This is a genomic window from Enterococcus sp. AMC1252, from assembly GCF_058216515.1.
This window is the reverse complement of sequence record NZ_CM177097.1, coordinates 2,216,875-2,238,324: the sequence shown is the minus strand read 5'-3', so window position 1 is coordinate 2,238,324 and position 21,450 is coordinate 2,216,875. Positions and strand designations below refer to the sequence as shown.

General features: G+C 36.0%; 19 protein-coding genes. 13 read left to right on the top strand and 6 right to left on the bottom strand.

Annotated features, from left to right (window positions below; genetic code table 11):
* Positions 1-12: 12 nt before the first annotated feature.
* From AC4BB5_RS10540 to AC4BB5_RS10530, 3 genes are read left to right on the top strand one after another with little or no spacing between them, the layout of a single operon-like run.
* Positions 13-1,794, top strand: coding sequence for a V-type ATP synthase subunit A (locus AC4BB5_RS10540; protein WP_490456110.1), 1,782 nt, complete (start codon positions 13-15; stop codon positions 1,792-1,794).
* Positions 1,787-3,163, top strand: coding sequence for a V-type ATP synthase subunit B (locus AC4BB5_RS10535; protein ID WP_490456109.1), 1,377 nt, complete (start codon positions 1,787-1,789; stop codon positions 3,161-3,163). Before AC4BB5_RS10540 ends, AC4BB5_RS10535 begins: the two co-directional genes overlap by 8 nt.
* A gap of 6 nt (positions 3,164-3,169) precedes the next feature.
* Positions 3,170-3,805, top strand: coding sequence for a V-type ATP synthase subunit D (locus AC4BB5_RS10530; protein ID WP_490456108.1), 636 nt, complete (start codon positions 3,170-3,172; stop codon positions 3,803-3,805).
* Positions 3,806-3,925: 120 nt separating this feature from the next.
* Here the strand turns inward: AC4BB5_RS10530 and AC4BB5_RS10525 are convergent, their stop codons facing one another.
* The 4 genes from AC4BB5_RS10525 to ccpN form a co-directional block, all read right to left on the bottom strand.
* Entirely contained in the window at positions 3,926-4,882 is a 957-nt protein-coding gene (locus AC4BB5_RS10525) for a serine hydrolase (protein WP_490456107.1), read from the bottom strand.
* Between the two features lie 450 nt (positions 4,883-5,332).
* Positions 5,333-7,228, bottom strand: a complete 1,896-nt coding sequence (locus AC4BB5_RS10520; protein WP_490456106.1) for a fructose-1,6-bisphosphatase — start codon at positions 7,226-7,228, stop codon at positions 5,333-5,335.
* Between the two features lie 15 nt (positions 7,229-7,243).
* Positions 7,244-8,056: a pyruvate, water dikinase regulatory protein gene (locus AC4BB5_RS10515; RefSeq protein WP_490456105.1), complete on the bottom strand. Its 813-nt coding sequence runs from the start codon at positions 8,054-8,056 to the stop codon at positions 7,244-7,246.
* 90 nt (positions 8,057-8,146) lie between these two features.
* Complete coding sequence (ccpN, locus tag AC4BB5_RS10510) at positions 8,147-8,782, bottom strand: transcriptional regulator CcpN (protein WP_490456104.1); 636 nt, start codon at positions 8,780-8,782, stop codon at positions 8,147-8,149.
* Positions 8,783-8,954: 172 nt separating this feature from the next.
* On the opposite strand from ccpN, the gene ppdK reads away from it, so the two are divergent.
* From ppdK to AC4BB5_RS10470, 8 genes are all read left to right on the top strand, one after another.
* Positions 8,955-11,564 (top strand): pyruvate, phosphate dikinase, encoded by a 2,610-nt coding sequence (ppdK, locus tag AC4BB5_RS10505; protein WP_490456103.1) that lies wholly within the window; start codon positions 8,955-8,957, stop codon positions 11,562-11,564.
* 133 nt (positions 11,565-11,697) lie between these two features.
* Positions 11,698-12,804, top strand: coding sequence for a serine hydrolase domain-containing protein (locus AC4BB5_RS10500; RefSeq protein WP_490456102.1), 1,107 nt, complete (start codon positions 11,698-11,700; stop codon positions 12,802-12,804).
* Between the two features lie 92 nt (positions 12,805-12,896).
* Positions 12,897-14,198 (top strand): diaminopimelate decarboxylase, encoded by a 1,302-nt coding sequence (gene lysA / locus AC4BB5_RS10495; protein WP_490456101.1) that lies wholly within the window; start codon positions 12,897-12,899, stop codon positions 14,196-14,198.
* A 135-nt stretch (positions 14,199-14,333) separates the two neighbouring features.
* Complete coding sequence (locus AC4BB5_RS10490; RefSeq protein WP_490456100.1) at positions 14,334-15,302, top strand: alpha/beta hydrolase; 969 nt, start codon at positions 14,334-14,336, stop codon at positions 15,300-15,302.
* A gap of 15 nt (positions 15,303-15,317) precedes the next feature.
* Entirely contained in the window at positions 15,318-15,686 is a 369-nt protein-coding gene (locus AC4BB5_RS10485) for an EamA family transporter (RefSeq protein ID WP_490456099.1), read from the top strand.
* Complete coding sequence (locus tag AC4BB5_RS10480) at positions 15,683-16,030, top strand: EamA family transporter (RefSeq protein WP_490456098.1); 348 nt, start codon at positions 15,683-15,685, stop codon at positions 16,028-16,030. Before AC4BB5_RS10485 ends, AC4BB5_RS10480 begins: the two co-directional genes overlap by 4 nt.
* 431 nt (positions 16,031-16,461) lie before the next feature.
* On the top strand, positions 16,462-16,905 hold the full coding sequence (locus AC4BB5_RS10475; protein WP_490456097.1) for a hypothetical protein: 444 nt from the start codon (positions 16,462-16,464) through the stop codon (positions 16,903-16,905).
* A gap of 374 nt (positions 16,906-17,279) precedes the next feature.
* Positions 17,280-17,453: a hypothetical protein gene (locus tag AC4BB5_RS10470; RefSeq protein WP_490456096.1), complete on the top strand. Its 174-nt coding sequence runs from the start codon at positions 17,280-17,282 to the stop codon at positions 17,451-17,453.
* A 193-nt stretch (positions 17,454-17,646) separates the two neighbouring features.
* Here the strand turns inward: AC4BB5_RS10470 and AC4BB5_RS10465 are convergent, their stop codons facing one another.
* Both AC4BB5_RS10465 and AC4BB5_RS10460 read right to left on the bottom strand, forming a co-directional pair.
* Entirely contained in the window at positions 17,647-17,988 is a 342-nt protein-coding gene (locus tag AC4BB5_RS10465) for a metal-sulfur cluster assembly factor (RefSeq protein ID WP_069644547.1), read from the bottom strand.
* 125 nt (positions 17,989-18,113) lie between these two features.
* Positions 18,114-18,680, bottom strand: coding sequence for a helix-turn-helix domain-containing protein (locus tag AC4BB5_RS10460; protein ID WP_490456095.1), 567 nt, complete (start codon positions 18,678-18,680; stop codon positions 18,114-18,116).
* Between the two features lie 302 nt (positions 18,681-18,982).
* Here AC4BB5_RS10460 and AC4BB5_RS10455 point away from each other — a divergent pair, with 302 nt between their 5' ends.
* Positions 18,983-20,047, top strand: coding sequence for a dipeptide epimerase (locus tag AC4BB5_RS10455; RefSeq protein WP_490456094.1), 1,065 nt, complete (start codon positions 18,983-18,985; stop codon positions 20,045-20,047).
* 15 nt (positions 20,048-20,062) lie between these two features.
* Positions 20,063-21,433 carry a transglutaminase-like domain-containing protein gene (locus tag AC4BB5_RS10450; RefSeq protein WP_490456093.1) on the top strand — a complete coding sequence of 457 codons (1,371 nt, stop codon included), beginning with the start codon at positions 20,063-20,065 and terminating at the stop codon, positions 21,431-21,433.
* The last annotated feature ends 17 nt before the right edge of the window (positions 21,434-21,450 follow it).

The window sequence follows — 21,450 nt, the reverse complement described above, 5'->3', positions numbered from 1 at the left end:
GGAGGAATGATTTTGCAAACTGGTCGAATTATTAAAGTATCCGGTCCTTTAGTTATGGCGGAGAATATGTCTGATGCAAGTATTCAGGATATTTGTCATGTTGGGGAGTTGGGTGTCATAGGAGAAATAATTGAGATGCGTGGAGATGTAGCATCGATTCAAGTATATGAGGAAACAACGGGAATTGGACCGGGTGAACCTGTCGTAACAACTGGTGAGGCATTGTCAGTTGAATTAGCACCTGGGTTAATTTCCGAAATGTTTGATGGTATTCAGCGTCCATTGGATACCTTTGCTGAAGTAACAGAAAGTAATTTTTTAAGCAGAGGAGTTCAAATCCCTGCCCTAGATAGAAACAAAAAATGGTTTTTTGAACCTACTGTTTCCATAGGAGAGGAAGTATCCGCAGGAGACATTATTGGGTTTGTTCAAGAGACAAAAGTAATTCCCCACAAAATTATGGTACCTTTTGGCGTCAGCGGAACTGTGGTAGAGGTTAAACAAGGTGAGTTCACGATTGAAGAAATCGTTTATGTCATCCAAACTTCGATGGGTGAAAAGGAATTTACCATGATGCAAAAATGGCCTGTTCGCCGAAGCCGTCCGATTTTAGAAAAACTAAATCCAGATGTCCCATTACTAACTGGTCAACGTGTGATTGATACCTTTTTCCCTGTAACTAAAGGCGGAGCGGCTGCAGTTCCTGGTCCTTTCGGGGCTGGCAAAACGGTGGTACAGCATCAAATTGCTAAATGGGCAGATGTTGACTTAGTTGTCTATGTGGGATGTGGTGAGCGCGGAAACGAAATGACAGATGTGTTGAATGAATTTCCGGAATTGATTGATCCGAGTACAGGAGAATCTGTAATGGAACGAACTGTACTGATCGCAAATACATCTAATATGCCTGTAGCTGCTCGTGAAGCATCGATCTATACAGGAATCACAATTGCGGAATACTTTCGTGATATGGGCTATTCTGTGGCGATTATGGCTGACTCAACTTCTCGTTGGGCGGAAGCATTGCGTGAAATGAGTGGACGTTTGGAAGAGATGCCGGGTGATGAGGGGTATCCTGCATACTTAGGGAGTCGTTTAGCAGAATACTATGAACGGGCAGGACAAGTTGTAGCGTTAGGTAAAGATCATCGTGAAGGGAGTATCACAGCAATTAGTGCTGTATCTCCGTCTGGTGGAGATATCTCTGAGCCTGTGACGCAAAATACACTACGTGTAGTAAAAGTATTCTGGGGTCTAGACGCAACACTAGCGCAAAAACGTCACTTCCCTTCGATCAACTGGCTGCAAAGTTATTCATTGTATGATTCAGAGGTGGGTAAATATCTAGATCAACAATTACAAGTTGAGTGGTCTGAGATGGTCACAGAAGGCATGCGTATCTTACAAGAAGAGTCGCAATTAGAAGAAATCGTTCGATTAGTTGGAATCGATTCATTATCTGATAAAGACCGCTTAACTTTGGAAGTCGCTAAATCGATTCGCGAAGATTATCTGCAGCAAAATGCCTTTGATGATGTTGATACGTTTACATCAAGAGAGAAACAATATAAGATGTTGCATTTGATTTTAACTTTTTATAAAGAAGGGCAGTCGGCATTGAGTTTAGGTGCGTATTTATCAGAACTTATGGCTGGAACAATAGGTTTGAGAGATCAAATTGCTAGAAGTAAATATGTACCAGAAGCAGACATCGACCAGTTAGATAGTTTAGTTGATGAAATGAAACAGACCATAAAACAAATTATCGCAGACGGAGGGATGGCAAATGATTAAAGAGTATCGTACGATTAATGAAGTTGTCGGCCCCTTGATGATCGTTGAAAAAGTTGAAGGAGTCAAATACGAAGAGTTGATTGAAGTTCGGATGCAAAACGGTGAAATCCGTCGTGGACAAGTACTTGAAATCAATGGTGATAAAGCAATGGTTCAAATTTTTGAAGGAACTAGTGGGATCAATCTTCGTGATTCAAAAGTTCGCTTTTTAGGACATCCTTTAGAATTAGGTGTATCAGAAGATATGGTGGGGCGGATCTTTGATGGTTTAGGTCGACCGAAGGATAATGGACCTGAAATTTTGCCAGAAAAAATGGTAGATATCAATGGAGAAGTAATCAATCCAGTTGCTAGAGACTATCCAGATGAATTCATTCAAACAGGAATTTCTGCAATCGATCATTTGAATACATTGGTTCGTGGACAAAAATTACCAGTATTTTCTGGATCTGGATTGCCTCATAAAGAATTAGCAGCGCAAATCGCTCGGCAAGCAAATGTTCTAAACAGCGATGAAGAATTTGCTGTTGTCTTTGCAGCAATCGGTATTACATTTGAAGAAGCTGAATTTTTCATGGAAGATTTCCGACAAACAGGAGCGATCGATCGCTCTGTCATGTTTATGAATTTGGCCAATGATCCTGCAATTGAACGAATTGCCACGCCAAGAATGGCGCTGACTGCAGCTGAATATTTAGCTTATGAAAAAGGGATGCATGTGTTAGTGATCATGACAGATATGACGAATTATTGCGAAGCATTACGTGAAATTTCAGCAGCACGCCGGGAAGTACCAGGTCGTCGTGGTTATCCAGGATATCTGTACACCAATTTGGCTACACTTTATGAACGCGCTGGTCGTATTCGAGGTCTAAAAGGATCGGTAACTCAGATTCCGATTTTAACGATGCCAGAAGATGACAAAACACATCCGATCCCCGATTTAACGGGTTATATTACTGAAGGTCAAATTATTTTATCTAGAGAGTTATATAAGAGTGGGATACAGCCGCCAATCGATGTTTTACCGTCATTATCTCGATTAAAAGATAAAGGGACTGGTGAAGGCAAGACACGAATCGATCACGCACCTACAATGAATCAATTATTTGCAGCGTATGCTCAAGGAAAGCAAGCGAAAGAATTAGCTGTTGTTCTCGGCGAGTCCGCTTTATCTGATGTCGATAAAATCTATGCAACATTTGCTGACAGATTTGAAAAAGAATATGTTAATCAAGGATTTTATACAAACCGCTCGATCAATGTAACGTTGGACCTAGGATGGGAATTATTGTCAATGTTGCCAAGAACTGAATTGAAACGAATCAAGGATGATATGCTGGACGAATACTTGACTGAAGGAGAGTGATCGATTGTGGTACGGTTAAATGTGAATCCTACTCGAATGGAACTCTCTCGATTAAAGAAACAACTTGGAACTGCAACTCGAGGACATAAATTATTAAAAGATAAGCAAGATGAATTGATGCGTCGTTTTATTCTGCTCGTCAAAAAAAATAATCAGCTACGGATTGATGTAGAGGAAGAGCTAACTGGCGCGTTATCTAGTTTTGTATTGGCTAATGCAACGTTGAATGAAGCCTTCATCGAAGAATTAGTAGCTGTTCCAGCGGCTGATATTACGCTCGATGTCATTGAAAAAAATATTATGAGTGTTACTGTTCCAATCATGAATTTCCATTATGATGAAACTGTAACGGAAGCACCGCTAAATTACGGTTATCTAAATTCAAATGCAGAGTTGGATGGCGTTTTTGACAAAATTTCGACTATTTTGCCAAAATTGTTAGAATTAGCGGAAGTTGAAAAAACTTGTCAGTTGATGTCAGAAGAAATTGAAAAAACACGTCGTCGAGTAAATGCATTAGAATATATGACGATTCCTCAACTAGAAGAAACCATTTACTATATTCAGATGAAATTGGAAGAAAATGAGCGAAGTGAAATCACTCGTTTGATTAAGATTAAGAATATGGGAAGCAATGCTTGATAATCAACAAAAGACCGATACAAAATATGCTCGGTACTGAGTTGATATGTGAAGCAGCAGATCGTTTAATCATTTATTAAGTCTAAGAGGGAGAAACAAAACGATTGTTTTGTTTCTCCCTCATTTTTTTGGATATTCATGACTTTGAACAGTCCATAACTGATCTGTAACTGCTGAAATGAATGAAATACCAGCATCTGTTTGTCCGTTTGTAAATACAGTTAGAATAAAAGGATGCTCGGTTTCTAAGATCCCAATATCATGTAAAAAACCTTCATAAGAGCCAATTTTATGTGCCACTTTTCCTGATGTTGTCGGTGTATCCATTCTTTCATGGAAAACCGTGTTTTTCATGTAATCATAGATTGTTTGATATTCTTGATTTGAGGATTTTTCATCGTATAAAATCTTAAGAATTTTTGCAGCATCTTCAGAAGTAAACTTCGCATCATCCCAGTCAGTTTCCTTTTGTAAAAAATGAGCGTAGAGTGCTTTTTTTGCTTCAACACCACCGCCAAAGGTGTCATACAACATATTTTTAGCAATATTATCTGAATAAGTGATGCTATATTCCTGCAACGTTCTTAACGAATATTTTGGTTGAATATCATTGATAATGATCCCCGTACCATCTTCGTAGTCTTCTTTTTCATTAAAAGTAAGCTGATCATCCCATTTTAAACTCCCAGCTTGGACTTTATCAGCGATCATCATAGCCAGTGGTACTTTTATAGTACTAGCACTATAAAATTCCTTTTCCCCATTAACTGAAATCTGTTTTCCAGTTGTCAGATCAACATAAGTCATTCCCACATCGCCTTTAAAAGTTTTAGCAGTATCAATCATCATTTGTTCAATTTTATGATAAAAATTCGTCAATTCTGGACTGTCAGCACTTTTTGTTTCCGAATTTTTAACTGCGGAAGCAGATGCAGATTTTATTGGAACGATAATCTTTTCACTCGTTTCTGTTCCGTTTGCGTAATCTACTGTGTGGGTAGAAAAAAAGAACGATACGATCAAAAAGAAACAAATAGAGAAAATCATCCCATATAGAGTCATTTTCTTTTTTTCCAAATACTTTTCGTTCCTTTCAAAAAAAGTAGAGTTTTAATGGCCATATCAAAGAATGATTAAAGCGATTTTAATTCACATAAAAGGTTCAACTAAAAATACGACCATACCCATTTAATCATTTTTCTTGTTGATTTGCAAGGTAAGTTAGAGTAAGAAAATCTTAGAGTGGTGATTTAAGGTAAGCAAACTAAAGCGTTAGCTGTTCATAATGTTGGAAGGTGTATTTTAACGCGGGAATAGCATCAGAAATCTAGGTGGTGAGCAATTGATTGATCAGTAAATGGAATCTGTGTAATGAACAAAGTCTAGCAGTGCAAAAGGAGGCAACAGGAGAGCAAAAAAAGTAGTGAAAGTTTGCGACGAAGAGCATGAATTAAAAAAAGCATTCTGCTGATAAAATTAAAACAAGAGCTAAGACCAGTTGTTTACGTTCGTCTTAGCTCTTGTTTTTTAGTTAGAAAACAGGTGGTTTTGGTTTTCTAATCGTCGTTTTAACTGTTTTGTATCTTTTATCAACGACTTACCAATTGTTGTGTCCTTCACTTTTAAGCGTTTCATCCGTCGATCGACGATTTGTCTGGTAGAAATAATGTCGTCGTTTTTTTTGATTGCCGTTTCTTTATTGGAAAACGGTTTGTGAGCAGCTAACTGCATGCCAAAAGAATTATATAAAAGTGTATAACCGCCAATTCCAGTCACTTTTTGATAAGCTCGTGAGAAGCCGCCATCGATCACAATCATTTTACCATCGGCTTTGATCGGTGATTCTCCTTTGATTTGTTTCACTGGCGTGTGTCCATTAATAATATGAGCATCTGCTTCGTTTAGAGTAAAAGCACTCAAGATGTGTTGGCAGATTTCAGAATTATTCCTCAGCTCATAATAAGCATTTTTTTCTTCTATGTGGGTGTCACTTTCTCGAATAAAATAGCGCTCAAACGTCTTCATGGCTTTTTTTCCAAAGAGAGAAGAACTTTCACCACACCATAAATACCACACGATATCTGTGGGGAAATCTTCAGTTTGCCAAGGCTGAGTAAAGGCTTGCTTAATGTTTGCCTCAAAAAAGTCCAGTAAACTTCTACCCGCATATTCTTTCCCATTAAAGAATGCAGATTGAAACGAGCCATCTTCGTTAAGTGGAATGCAACCATGAATTAACAGATTGTGGTTATAGGAAAGGTAAAGTGAACCTTTTTCTATAAGAAATGTCATATGCTGATTCAGTTTTTGAGAGTGTTGGAATTGCCGTAGCAAATCATTTATGATGAACTCTTCTTCTTTTGACAGCTTATAGGGGTCACGCCAATCAATTGTTTGAAAGCATGTGTTGATCAATTGATAGGAACGACCATTGAGTGTAATTTGGTTGTTTTTGATTTTATTTAATAGTAACCGATGGTCCATTTGAAATTCGGGACGACGTTCAATGAGTTGGCCTTCTAATTTTTCTTGAATGATTGCCATTGCTTGTTGAATTTTCATCGCATCAGTAAGTTCGGTTATCGTAAGCTTTCTGTAAGGATTTTTTTTAGGCATAAAATGAAGGTTTTCCTGATAGGTTATACGACTGTATGACTTCAATAAGTTTAAATCAATCCCATAAGCATTTTCCAAAAGATCAAGATTACCATAACGGGCGCAAATTCTCAAAACATTGGCTAAGCAAGCTTTAGAACCACTCACCGCACCTAGCCAAATAATGTCATGATTTCCCCACTGGATATCAAGCGAGTGATACTCAATCAAAGAATCAATTATTTTATCAGGATGAGGACCACGATCATAAATATCGCCAATTACGTGAAGATGATCGATCACAAATCGTTGAGTTAAATAAGCCAGATCTGCTATAAAACGCTCTGTTTCACCAAGCTCGATGATTTTTTTGATAATTTGTCGATAGTAAGCTTTTTTATCGGTTGTTTCATCATATTGATAAATCAATTCCTCTAGAATATATGCATATGTTTTAGGTAAGGCTTTACGAACTTTAGAGCGGGTATATTTACTCGAAGAAAACCGAACAATAATCAACAAATATTCAATTGTTTCAAACCACCAAGCTTGAGACAAAGACTGTTGTTTCTTTAAAGATTGAATTTTTTCTTCTGGATAATAAATCAAAAAGCAGAGTTCATCCATTTGTTGTGCAGAAAGTGTTTGATTGAAAAGTGTATAAACTTTGTCACGAATACTTCCAGAGCCATTTCTTAAAATATGGTTGAATGCATCAAATTCTCCGTGTAGATCGCTGATAAAATGTTCAGTACCTTTAGGTAAATTTAAGATAGCCTCCAAATTTATAATTTCGGCAATCAGCTCATTGGATCGGATCTTACTCATCTAGAGGTCTCCTTATTATTTATTTTGGGTTAAATCTTCGATGATCGTTGTTGTTTCTTCAATCGATTTTTTGTCTACATTGATTACAAGGGCATTGTATTTTTCAAAGATACGATTGGCGTAGTCTAATTCTTCTTGGATACGATCAGCATTTGTGTAGGCAGAATCTTCTTTTAAGCCTAATGAATGCAAACGGGACTTACGAATACCCATTAAACTTTCGATACTACTCGTTAATCCAATAATTTTTCTTGGATCAATTTGATCTAATTCAGCAGGCAAAGAAACTTCTGGAATTAAAGGTAGATTAGCAACTTTATGATTTCGATTCGCCATATACATACTTAGTGGTGTTTTTGATGTTCGAGAAACGCCTAACAAGACGTAATCTGCTTCTAGAAAACCTTTTGAGTCTTTGCCATCATCATATCTAACCGCAAATTCTATCGCTGAAACACGGCTAAAATACTGTTCATTCAGCTTGTGGATGGCTCCAGGTTCTTGTAAGGGTTGAATGCCAAAGGTTCCTTCAATAATTTCACTTAATGGGCTCATATAATCCACATATTGTAATCCTGTTCTGCCCGCAAACTCTTTGACTAAATTTACTAGTTGTTTATTTACTAAAGTTGTAACGACAATAGCTTTGTCATGTAAAGCATCTCTTAAAATAGGCTGTAATAATTCTTCGTCTGTAATGAATGGGAAACGTTGAATATCGCTCATATCAATACTTGGGTATTGAGCTGAGACGGCTGAAATGATTTTTTGCGCAGTTTCTCCAACTGAATCTGATACTAAATAAATTTTGATTTTGTCTTTTTTCATAAGTACACGCTCCTATTTTTTGATGGTTTTAATCTGTAGTTGTGTATAAATAACTCTTGGAAGAAAATATGAGGTAAACCATATCAATTATTAATAGTTTTCCTTTTCAATATCATTGCCTGCATTAATAAAATAAGCCATCATTCTAGTTTTGGTCACTTTACCAATCACTTTTTTAGGCTGATCGATCTCAACGACTGGTAAAGTATCGATACTATGTTGCATCAACAAACCCCCAGCTTCTAAAATAGTACGGTTACTAGTGATCGTAATGATGTTGGGCATACGACTCATAATCATAGCAACGGGTGTTTTTTCGGTATTTGGATTGCTGATAGCTGCTCGCAATAAGTCTTTACGAGATAAAACACCATTCAATTCATCATTGTCATCTTTTACATATAAAGAACCGACATCGTACATAAACAAATTTGTTACAGCATCATAAACTGTCGTACTTTGATGAATAAGGATAGGCGGTAACATAATATCTTTCACTGTTTTTTTGTACAGTTTTTCATAAAGTAAAGGCTCAATTGTTTGACCCGTATAAAAATAGCCTACTTTTGGCCTTGCATCAAGCAAACCAGTCATCGTCAAAATAGCTAGATCACTTCGTAAAGTCGCGCGGCTTAAACCAAGAGTTTTGGCGATACTGTCTCCGCTGATAGGCTCATTTTCCTTAACGATTTTGATGATCTCTAATTGTCTTGAGGTAAGTTTCATTTTATCGACCTACTTTCTAAATGTGACACACTAATTATTATATATTTCTTATAAAAATAAAGCAACAATAAAAAAAAGACACACTAATTATTGTTGACATTATATATGATACACAATATAATCGATTTTAGATAAATGTGATACACTAATTAGCAGAGAGGAGATTTTGCTTGTGGCATATGTAATTGATTTTTTAGAAGGAAGTAAAGAACAAAAAGACTTATTAGGAGGAAAAGGTGCTAATTTAGCGGAAATGACCAAATTGAATCTTCCAGTTCCAACCGGTTTTACGATTACAACGACAGCTTGTCTGGACTATCTAGAAAAGAAAGAAAATGTTTCAATTAGGCTGAATGAAGAAATTCGAGAACATATCCTTAGCATGGAAAAAAGAGCTAAGAAGACGTTAGGGGATGCTTTAGACCCCTTATTAGTTTCAGTGAGAAGTGGTTCAAAATTTTCAATGCCTGGGATGATGGATACGATTTTAAACTTAGGATTAAATGATGAAACGGTTATTGGTTTAGCACGAAAAACCGGAGATGGTCGGTTTGCTTATGATTGTTATAGAAGATTATTGCAAATGTTTGGTGATGTGGTTTGTGGTATTGATAAAAATCGATTTGAAGAACAATTAGATTTTTACAAATCAAAGAAAAGCTATTTGTCAGATACAGAGATGCAAGCAGAAGATTGGGAAGAATTAGTAGCGGTTTATAAAGATATATTTTTAGAAGTGACTCATCTAGCGTTTCCTCAAAATCCATATGAGCAGTTGACGTTAGCCGTGGAAGCCGTTTTTCGATCTTGGAATAATCGTAGAGCGATTACTTACCGTCGTTTGCATGATATTCCAGATACATTAGGAACCGCAGTCAATATTCAAGAGATGGTTTTTGGTAATTTTGGGGCTGAAAGCGGAACGGGTGTTGCTTTTACGAGAAATCCTGCAACTGGTGACAAGGGGATTTTTGGTGAATTTCTTTTGAATGCTCAAGGGGAAGATGTTGTTGCGGGTATTCGGACACCACAGCCAATCAGTGAACTTAACATTTTAATGCCGGAAGTTTATCAAGAGTTTTTGCGCTTAAGCCATCTTCTGGAAAGCCATTACAAAGATATGCAGGATATTGAATTTACAATTGAAAATCGCAAATTGTATCTTTTACAGACGAGAAATGGCAAACGTACAGCTAAATCTGCTTTCAAAGTTTGTATTCAATTAGTTGAAGAAGGAATTATTTCTAAGAAAGAAGCCATTCAACGTATTAATCCATCTATAGTGACCCAACTGCTACATCCTGTTTTTGAACCTGATCAATTAAAAAAGGCTGAAATCTTTGCTAAGGGGTTACCAGCAAGTCCAGGAGCTGCTAGTGGCAAGATCTATTTTACAGCCGAACAGGCTAAAAGAGCGAGTGAACAAGGAGAGAAGGTTATTTTAATCCGTCAAGAAACATCTCCTGAGGATATAGAAGGTATGGTAGTTAGTGAAGCAATTGTAACTTCTAGAGGTGGTATGACCTCCCATGCTGCAGTTGTAGCTCGGGGAATGGGTGTTTGTTGTGTAGCTGGTTGTGAAGAAATTCATGTAGATGAATTTCTAGAGCAGGCAATTGTAGGGGAAATTACGTTGCATCAAGGAGATACAATTTCTGTGGATGGGACTACAGGAATCATTTATCTAGGCAGTATACCTTATGTTGAAGGGGATGAATGGGAATTATTAGAAACAATTACGGATTGGGCGAAAGAAGAAGGTAGTATCGGCGTCAAAGCCAATGCTGAAACGCCTAAAGATATTAAAACGGCATTGAAATTAGGCGCTCAAGGAATTGGATTGGCAAGAACTGAGCATATGTTTTTTGGAGAAGAAAGGATATTTGAAATGCGCAAAATGATTCTTGCTGAAAACCAAGATTCCTTAATAGCACCATTGAATTTGTTAAAAGAGTTCCAAAAAGATGATTTTCGGATAATGTTTACTTTGCTGAAAGGAAAAGAGTGTACCATTCGTTTATTAGATCCACCGCTCCATGAATTTTTGCCGCAAACGGAAGAGGAGATTACTCATTTGGCAAATGCGACACAGAAAACAATTGCTGAAATCAAGCATCGCATCGAAGAACTTCATGAACAAAATCCAATGCTTGGCCATCGGGGGTGTAGACTAGCAATTACAACACCACAAATCTATGAAATGCAAGTAGCAGCTATTATTGAAAGTGCTATGGAAGTAGCTCAAAAAGAAAAGGGTGTAAAGGTCGTACCAGAAATTATGATTCCTTTGATTGGTAGTCAAGAAGAGATGAAGTGGTTACGAGAGCGACTAGTTACTACTATTCAAAAGATATTTGATAAAAAACAGCAAACGATTCCCTACAAAATAGGAACAATGTTAGAGATTCCAAGAGCTTGTTTAACAGCAGAAAAAATAGCAACGGTGGCTGACTTTTTCAGTTTTGGTACAAATGATTTAACGCAACTGACTTATGGTTTTTCACGTGATGATTCAGTGAAATTTATAGGAGCTTATCAAGATAAGAAATTATTGAAAGAAGATCCGTTTCAGCATATCGATGAAGAAGGGGTTGGTAGTTTGATGAGAATTGCGGTGGATAAAATCAGAAGCTTTGACCCTACTATTAAAATTGGTGTTTGTGGAGAAGTTGGTGGAGACCCTCAGTCAATTCGATTCTTAAAAAAAATTGGCGTGGATTATATTTCTTGTTCCCCTTATCGAATTCCATCCGCCATATTGACGATTGCACAAGAACAGTAGAATGAAAGAGCTGGACGAAAGTAGCGCCTTGAAGGTGTTGTTTTCGTCCATTTATTATTTTTCTTAGTATTCTGAATATTTTTCAGTAAATGGTATAATCTATTGGAAGTCTATTGAGAAAGAAGTGAGTAAGATGAACAAGCGGTGGAAGATGTCCATTTTAGCTGGAACAATTTTTTTTCTTTTAATTCTTTTAGGTAATTGGTTTTTTAATAAAGACAATAGCCTTTTCGAGAGAGGATTATCAGAAAAGCAAGAAAGCCATCATAAGGATAAACTTTCCAAGTTGGATCGTCAAAAGAATATCGATAAAATAATAAAAGAGACTCATTTTCAAGGTGCAGCGTTATTAGTGAACCAAGAACAAATTTTCTATCAACAAAGTTATGGTTATGCTGATGCACAAAATAAGCAGCCAAATAAAATAGACGGGCTGTTTCCAATTGCTTCTTTACAAAAAATAATTACTGGCTCAATTATTTTAGAGTTAGTAAAAGAAGGCAAAATAGAATTAGATACAACATTAGATAAGTTTTATCCAGATATCGATCTAAGCCAGACAATTACGATTCAGCAACTACTTAATCATAATTCAGGTATCTTCATGGCAGAAGAAGAACCAGAACAGTTGTTGAAAGATCAAGACAGCCAGATCAACAACGCATTAACCACTTTGTCTGTGACTAAAAATAAAGACTTTACTTATACAAATGGGAACTACACTTTGTTAGCTGGGATTATTTCTAAGCTTGCAGGAGAGTCATATGAAGAGGTAGTTAAAGAAAGAGTACTAGATAAATTATCTTTGAATCATACTTATTTTTGGGATGATTTACCTAAAGAAGAAGTGATTCCGCACCCTTATTATTATATGGAAACAGATTACCATGAGGATCCTTTTAAACCGAGTGAAAAATTATTTTCCAGCTTATTAGGTGCTGGGAATATGTATATGTCAACGGAGAATTTTTGGACTTTTATTCAAAGTTTAGCTAATGGTCAGCTTTTTGAGCAGACAGATTATGAGCGGCTTGCTGATATTAAAAAAGAAGGATATCAGGCAGGGATCGTTTATTTTGAGGATTTAAAATACTCTGAAGGAAATTTGGGTGGTTATGACACAGTGATTTATGGAGATCAAGATAACCAAAACTTAGTGATTCTTTTTGCGAATCAGCCAGCAAAAGATGGAATGCGAAGCTTAAGTGAAGAATTATATGATCAGTTACTAAAAATGTAAGGAATTTGTTGTGAAAATAATGAAAAAATAGATAGGAAGTTTTTCATTTTTATGCTATTATTTTTAATAAATCAATTGAAGAAGGTGAAGAGATGCCACTCTTATTTGGAACGGCGGAATTTAATGAAAATCAACATTTAACGATCGGTGGTTGTGATACAGTTTACTTAGCTGAAAAATACGGGACACCGTTATTTGTTTATGATGTCGCACATATTCGTCAACGGGCTAGAGGTTTCAAACAAACATTCGATTCTTTAGGAGTAAAAAATAAGGTTATTTATGCAAGCAAAGCATTCTGTTGTTTAGCAATGTACAAGCTTTTAGAAGAAGAAGAGCTAGGTTGTGATGTGGTTTCAGCTGGAGAAATTTATACTGCCATTAAAGCAGGGATGTCTCCTGAAAATATTGAATTTCATGGAAACAATAAGACCAAGGAAGAACTTATTTATGCTGTAGATCAAGGAATTGGTACAATCATCATTGATAATTTCTATGAGATCGATTTATTAAGTACGATTTTAAAAGAAAAAAAGAAGAGCCAAAACGTTATGTTTCGTATTACGCCTGGGGTAGATGCTGAGACGCACGAGTATATTTTAACTGGACAAGTTGATTCAAAATTCGGCTTTGATGTAAATAGTGGGCAAGCAACACAAGCGTTAGAAAAAATTATGGCAGATGAGCATTTAATATTAAAAGGCGTACATTGTCATATTGGTTCACAAATATTTTCAGCGGAAGGTTTTTTAGCAGCTGTTGAGAAAATGTTATTGATTTTAAACGAATGGAAAAAAACGTTTGGTTATACTGTGGACATTTTAAATATGGGCGGTGGTTTTGGTGTGCGATACACTGAAGCAGATGATCCTTTAGAGCCAGAAATATTTGTAAAAGCTATTGTGAATGCAGTAAAAGGTCAATGTGAATTGCTTGATTATACACTCCCAGAAATTTGGATCGAACCTGGACGTAGTATCATTGCTGAAGCTGGAACAACAATTTATACTGTTGGTGCCCAAAAAGTAATTCCCGGTGTTCGTCATTATGTTTCAGTTGACGGCGGTATGGGTGATAATATTCGACCAGCGCTTTATGATGCAGTGTATGATGGATTTTTAGCAAATAGAGTTAGTAATGAAGCTGTTGAAAAAGTGCGAATCGTGGGCAAATATTGTGAATCTGGTGACATTTTGATCAAAGAAATTTCGTTGCCACCGATGGTAGCTGAAGACTTATTTGCTATGACAAGTACAGGTGCATACGGTTACTCAATGGCCAATAACTATAACCGCAATTTAAAACCAGCTGTTGTTTTTGTAGAAAATGGACAAGATAAACTAGTTATACGGCGTGAAACTTATGAAGACTTGATTGCATTAGATTGTGAGTAATAATAGATTAAAACCTTTTCTTAATTGGAAAAGGTTTTTTATCGTTCTAACTAGTTTGAGTAGATCGGTACTTTTTTTCATAAATAAGAGTATACTTAAATTAAGAAATCAAATCTTGGAATAGAGGTGTCATGTTTGAAGTGGATTGTATTGGTTATAGTTGTTGTATTAATTTTGATTGTTGCAGTTTCCTTTTATGCAGCGAATTTTTTCTTGAATGTAGCACTTTTTAGAGACAATAATTGGTATGATAAGATAGGTCATAAAATGATGAATCCAGATAATTTTAATAAAGGACAGTCTCAGTATGATCTTACTGAAGAGCGACAAAACCAGGAAGGCAATTTATTTTGGGAATCAGAATTTGCTCAGGATTATTGGCTAGAGACAGATGGGGAAAAGCTTTACGGTCGTTTGATTGTTCCTCATCCTCAAAGTAAAAAATGGGTGATTTGCGTTCATGGTTATCGTTCATATGGTCAGCGTGATATGGCTTTTGTAGCTTCTAAGTTCGCTGATCAGCAGTATAATATTTTAATTCCTGATTTAAGAGCGCATGGTAAAAGCACAGGAAATGTGATTGGAATGGGATGGATCGATCGTTTAGATCTATTAAAGTGGATTCAAGAAGTAACGAATATAGAACCATTAGCTGAAATCATCTTATTTGGTGGATCAATGGGGGCAGCAACTGTGATGATGACTAGTGGTGAAGTGCTGCCTGGGAATATCAAAGGCTTGATCGTTGATTGTGGCTATTCATCTGTATATGGTGAATTTGCTGCTATGTTACGTTCAGCATTTAAGCTACCAAGTTTTCCTATACTGACTATTGCCGATATAATGGCTAAAAAAAAGGTAGGCTATTCACTTAAAGAAGCTTCTTCAGTTGCTCAGTTGGCTAAAAATAATTTACCAACGTTACTTATTCATGGGACGGGAGATAAGTTTGTTCCTCATCAAATGCTTTATGAAAATATGGAAGCAACCAATGGTGTCAAAGAAAGCTTGATTGTTGAAAAGGCACCTCATTTATCTTCTTTTATTTACGAGCCAGGGCATTATTTTGACACTGTATTTGAGTTTATTCACCGTTATTGTTAGGGAAGGGGAGATCAAATGGACGCTAAAAACAAACAACAAAAATTAAGCCTAGGTATTATATTGATTCTGATTGCAGCTACTTTGAGTAGTTTAGGTCAATTGGCCTGGAAATTCGGTGCTGATGGAACTGGGAGTTATGCAATTATTCTTTATGCAGTTGGTTTTTTAGCAGCTGGGGCAGGAATGTTTTTTATGATGGCAGCTTTTCGTTATGGTGAAGTATCGATTTTACAGCCGATGATGAGTTTAGGCTTTGCCTTATCGATTGTTTTAGGTGCATTATTTTTAAATGAAAGTATTACTTGGTATAAATTATTAGGAACAGGTTTTATTATCGCAGGGTCGATTCTCTTAGGAATCGAAGGAAACGAGGACTCTCTATGATCGATTATGCAGCGATTCTGACGACTCTGATTGTCACCACTTTTTCCGGTAGCGTAGGTGCACTAGCACTGAAGAAAGGAATGAATGACTTACCGCACTTAAGTCTAAGGTTGGTGTTGAAGAATGCTTGGATTTATTTAGGATCATTTTTATACATTTTAAGTGCAGTAACAAATATTGTTTTGTTGAAATTCTTAGACTATTCAATTGCATTTCCAATGACTTCGTTGACTTACGTTTGGACTGTTATTATTAGTTATTTTATTTTCAAAGAAAAGTTAAGTGTTCGAAAAGTTTTAGCTGTAATTCTGATTATTATTGGTGTTTTTATTATTAGTCAGTAAAACGTGTTGCTGGTAATACAACGATTCTGGTTGTACGATAGATATATACAACGGGAGGGATTACTATGGGTACCAAAGCAAAAGGAATCGATAAAATCAAGTTATTGCAGGCTGTGACCACGATTGTTACAGGAATCATTATGCTGAATGCCGTGTTGAAAGCAAGCAAAAAATAATTATGTTTAATCGTAAGCATTACTGTGGCTGCTCTTGTGAAGAGAGCTAGGAGTAATGCTTTTTTTGTATGTAAAAAATATGGGAGATTTTTAAAAGGTTGAATTGATTGTAAACGTATATGCTTAACTTAGGAAAAATAATTGGTAAAAAGGAGGCAAAAAGATGAATAAAAAAATTAGAATCTTACTTATATTTGTAGTGATGCTGCTACTTTTATCAGGATGCGTGATTGTGCGTATGTAAGGAGGAGAAAGATGGGAAAAATAATCGGTTTAGTATTATTTTGTTTAGTTGTATTATCTGGGTGTAAAATAGAATGCAATAGTCCGCAAAGTGCTAGAGATGATAACTATGGCGTGAATGCGGGCAATAGTTACAGTAATGAGAGCAGTGGAGACGATAAAACTAGTGGTACACTGGTTTCACAGACAGGTACAGGAGATGAAGTTCTTACGAATTTAGCGTTTAAAAAAGGACCTGTTGTTATTATGCTCACCCATGAAGGACAAGCAAAATTTACTGTAAAAATGTTGGATAGTAATGGAGTTGTTGTAGAAACTTTAGTTGATAAAATTGGTAGTTATTCAGGGAAAACAATTGTTCAGATTCCAAAAGATGCGGATAATTATATTCTGGAAATACGTACAGATGGCAAATGGAAAGTGATGACATCAAAAGCAGATGAAAAGGGTGAGTAAACATTTTTTACCGATATTTAATTTGAAAATTGTGTTTAATAATATTATTAGGAAGTCTTTAGGTCCACAGAGAATGAAGATTTTTAACATAGAAGTGTTCTATTTTTAGAACGCTTCTATTTTTCTGTGTAGATTTCCGCGTTCTGTTAGCTTAATATTATCAATTGACGTTTACATAATATCTATAGTTATGTATAATTTACTTTGAGTTAATCAAGGTGAACTTGTCGAAAAAAGAAAATTATAGGAATTATTTTCATAGTTATAGTAGTGATTTTAGGAATTGGAGGCAGATTATATATGGATGAACAAGCTAAAATTAGGGAAGAAAGAAATATGGCAAAAAAGAATGTACAAGAAGAAGCTTCCAAGGAATGGCGGTACCACCAATTGTCAACGGAAAACCTAACTACAGCCAAGTAACAATTGTCGCAGCTGCAACAGACGGCGATGATCTTAAAGATCTCCATGGCGCTCTATGTACCACTTCAGAATCGGGTTCACACCAATATGATGCAGCATTAGAGTTTATAGGTAATCTTCCCTAAAATTGTACAGTTTTACAATTACCAGGATACTCTCAGTCTGCATTTATGCTGAAATCACTTTGATTTTTCAACCGTTGAATTTGGTTAAATATTTTCATGAGAGGATAAGGATTTTATAAGTATAACAATAAGAGCCAGAGGAATTAAAAGCAATTCTCCTGACCCTTGGTAGCTATTATTTAATTAGAAAATGTTAACGAATACCTAAAGCAATCCGAGCATAGCGTGACATTTTATCAGTCGTCCAAGCGGGATACCAGACTAGTTTTACTTCTGGATTTTTTACTTCTGGAATTTCTTTTAACGCTTCATGAATTTGTTCAGTAAGAACATCAGCAAGTGGGCAGCCCATGGTTGTTAAGGTCATTTTGATAACAGTATCACCATTTTGCGCAAATTCCACTTCATAAATTAATCCTAAATTAACAATATCAATCCCAAGCTCAGGATCGATTACAGTTTCTAGAGCAGTTAAAATTTGTTCCTTGATATCTTCAATCTCTTCAGCAGACCATTCTTGATTTGTTTCAGTCATTGTATCTACTCCTTTACAGTTCGTTCTTTTCATATAATACCTTTTTTTAAATACTTTGTAAATGAGAATCTTTTTCAATAGAGTGATAATACAAGTGCAGTGATCCAATGACATCAAGTACTCAGTTAAAATTGAAGAGTGAAAAGCATCAACTCGTTTTCCGTTGCGTTGAGAATATTATGTTGAGTAAATGCCTCTAAAAAAATCGCATCGCCTTCATGTAGAATAAGCACTTCATCTTTCAATTCAACGGTTGCTTCACCTTTTAAAACGTAATTAATTTCACAAAGGTTATGAGCAATTTTTCTACCACTGGATGATGATTGAGCATCGATATAAATTTTTGAGATGACCATGTTGTTTGTATGTACAGGTAGATTGAACAAAGTATCATAATAAGTAGAGTTTGTTTGCCAAGGGTTATAAATCGTACCAGAAGAGTTACGAATCACTTTATAGCCATTTTCAGAAGTTTCGTCATCTTGAATTACTTGCGGAGCTTCATTCGCTAGAAGAGAAGCGACAGTAACATCCAATGAATCTGCTATTTTCCTTAATGCTTCAAGAGAGGGGCGATTGGTGCCACGTTCGATTTGCGATAAGAAACTGGCGGAATAACCTGTTTGTTCACCTAGTTCAGTTAATGTGATCTTTTTTTCTTTTCTTAAATTCTTGATTTTTCTAAATTCCATCTACAGCCGTCCTTTGCATATAGTCCTTTTTTCAATCATATTATCTCGGATTCGTTACAAAAATACAAGCACTTGAATTTTAATTAAAAAAAGCACATTGAAATCTCATAATTATGTTGACATTTACATAGAGTAAATTTAAAATTGTAACCAATAATTCAAATTTATACGAAAATTTAATTCAAAATTAAAAAAAGAACATTTATTGTTTCCTTTCGATGGATTTAATTTTTTTTATTAGGATTAGAAATTAGTATAAAAATGAGTGTTGGATTAAAGTGATGACCATTGGGGGAAATGAATTGAAGATAACAAAAATAAATGTGGCACCAAAATCAGTAAAATTAAAGGAACCTATTACAATTTCACTTGGAACGATCGAGCATTCGATGAGTGCGATTGTTGAAATCGAAACGGATGAAGGAATAATTGGCTATGGTGAAGGATCACCTGGAATTTTGATTACAGGGGAAACGCTAAAAGGAACGACAGAGTGTATTCAATTATTTGAAAAACAGCTAATAGGTGTTGATCCTTTAGATATCGAAAAGATTCACAGTATTATGGATTCTGTGGCGGCGCTTGCACCTTCTGCAAAGACTGCAATTGATATTGCTTGTTATGATTTGTTTGGGAAAAAAGCAAATTTGCCAGTTTATAAGCTCTTGGGTGGTTATGATTCGGCTGTTAAAACAGATATGACGATTGGGATAGATACACCTGAAATAATGGCTGAAAAGGCTAAAATAGCTGTTTTACAAGGATTTGATACGCTAAAAATTAAAGTAGGAACTGGTTTTAATGCAGATGTTACTCGTATCAAAACAATCAGAGAAGCGGTGGGAAGTGGAGTGAATCTCCGCCTTGATGCTAATCAGGGATGGAAACCGAAGGAAGCTGTAAATACAATTAACCATTTAGCCCAATATGACATAGAACTTGTTGAACAACCAGTTGCTTATTATGATATTGAAGGACTGACTTTTGTTACGAATAATGTTTCAACACCAATCATGTCAGACGAGAGTTGCTTTAATTCAAAAGATGCTCTGAGATTGATCAAAGCGCGAGCAGTTGATTTTGTAAATATTAAGTTAATGAAGTGCGGGGGTATTCATGAGGCACTGAAAATCAATAGTATTTGTGAAGCAGCTGGTGTTGAATGCATGATTGGATGTATGGTCGAAGAAACAAATATCGGGGTGACTGCTGCAGCACATTTAGCCGCAGCTACTAAAAACATCACAAAAGCAGACTTAGACGCAACTTTTGGGTTGAATGAAGTAGCAATACCAGGTGGTGTAGGATTAGATGCAACCAGTGTGATTCATTTATCGCATAAAGCTGGTTTAGGATTGAGTAAATAAGAAGGGGGCGTTCCAATGTATTATGACTTAAAGTATATGAGTGTACCGCTACCAGAAGATGTGATCAAATTAAAAAACTATGGTGATTTTGATGGTGCGGGTAAATTGATTGAACATTTATTATCCAATGAATTACCTCAAGCGTTGAGAAATCGTTTAGAAATCGAGCAAGATATTATCCGGATCGTTGGGATCAATGAGTATCCATTTGATTTTGCGGAAGCAAATAAAATGATGCAAGAAACCTTCCAAGATTACCAAGAGCAAGAATTAACGATATTAAAAGAAACTGGAAAAGTAGATTGGCTTTATATCAATGGTAAAATTCATTTTCAACGTCGATTTTTAATGAATTTGATCAAAACACAAGCCGATTATGAAGCAAGACTGATCGTAAAAGAAGACAATGAAGTTGATCGTTTAAGAAAACAAGAGCTGACCCAAAATGTTCAAATAATGAAAGAGCAAGGAGGCAGAAAAGTCAGAATTCATTTGAAAACAAGCATTCAAGTAAAAAAAGAATATGAACGTCCAGGTGAAAAGGTCAAAGTCTATCTGCCAATACCTAAAGAATGTAAACAAGTATCTGATATCCAAATTATTAAAACTACACCAGAAGCAACTTTTATTGCACCAGAAAAAGAAGCGCAACGCACGGTTTATTTTGAAACGATATTAGAAGAAGACCAAGTTTTTTCGGTGGAATACAGCTATACAAATCAAGTTGATTATGTAGAACTAGATCCAGAGAAAGTATCTGAATTGCAACCAGAATTTGAGTTGGATGAAGCGCTACCGCATATCCGTTTTACTCCTTATTTGGAACAGTTACTTGAGGAAATTTTGGCAGGTGAGACCAATCCAATTAAAAAAGCACGGAAAATTTATGATTTTATTACAACAAAAGTCAATTATTCATTTATGCGAGAATATTTTACGATCGATAATATCTCAGAGTACGCAGCTGTCAATTTAAAAGGGGACTGTGGCGTTCAAGCAATCTTGTTTATCACTTTATGCCGAATGGCCAACATCCCGGCAAAATGGCAGTCAGGGCTGTATGTGTCGCAATATTACACCGGCTGTCACGATTGGGCACAATTCTATGTATCGCCTTATGGTTGGGTTTTTGCAGACTTATCATTTGGAGGGGGCGCTCGTAGAAATGGTGATTTAGATCGTTGGAATTATTACTTTGGTAATTTGGATGTTTTTCGGATGCCGGCAAATAGTGAGATTCAAACAGATTTTAATCCGCCAAAACAATTTTTAAGAGCAGATCCAATCGACAACCAGCGTGGAGAATTCGAGTATGAAAACCAAGGTCTTCCTTATGCTTACTTAGAAGTGAAACAAGAGTTAGTTTCAATGGAGGAGCTTGTGTAATAAATAAAAAAGAGAAG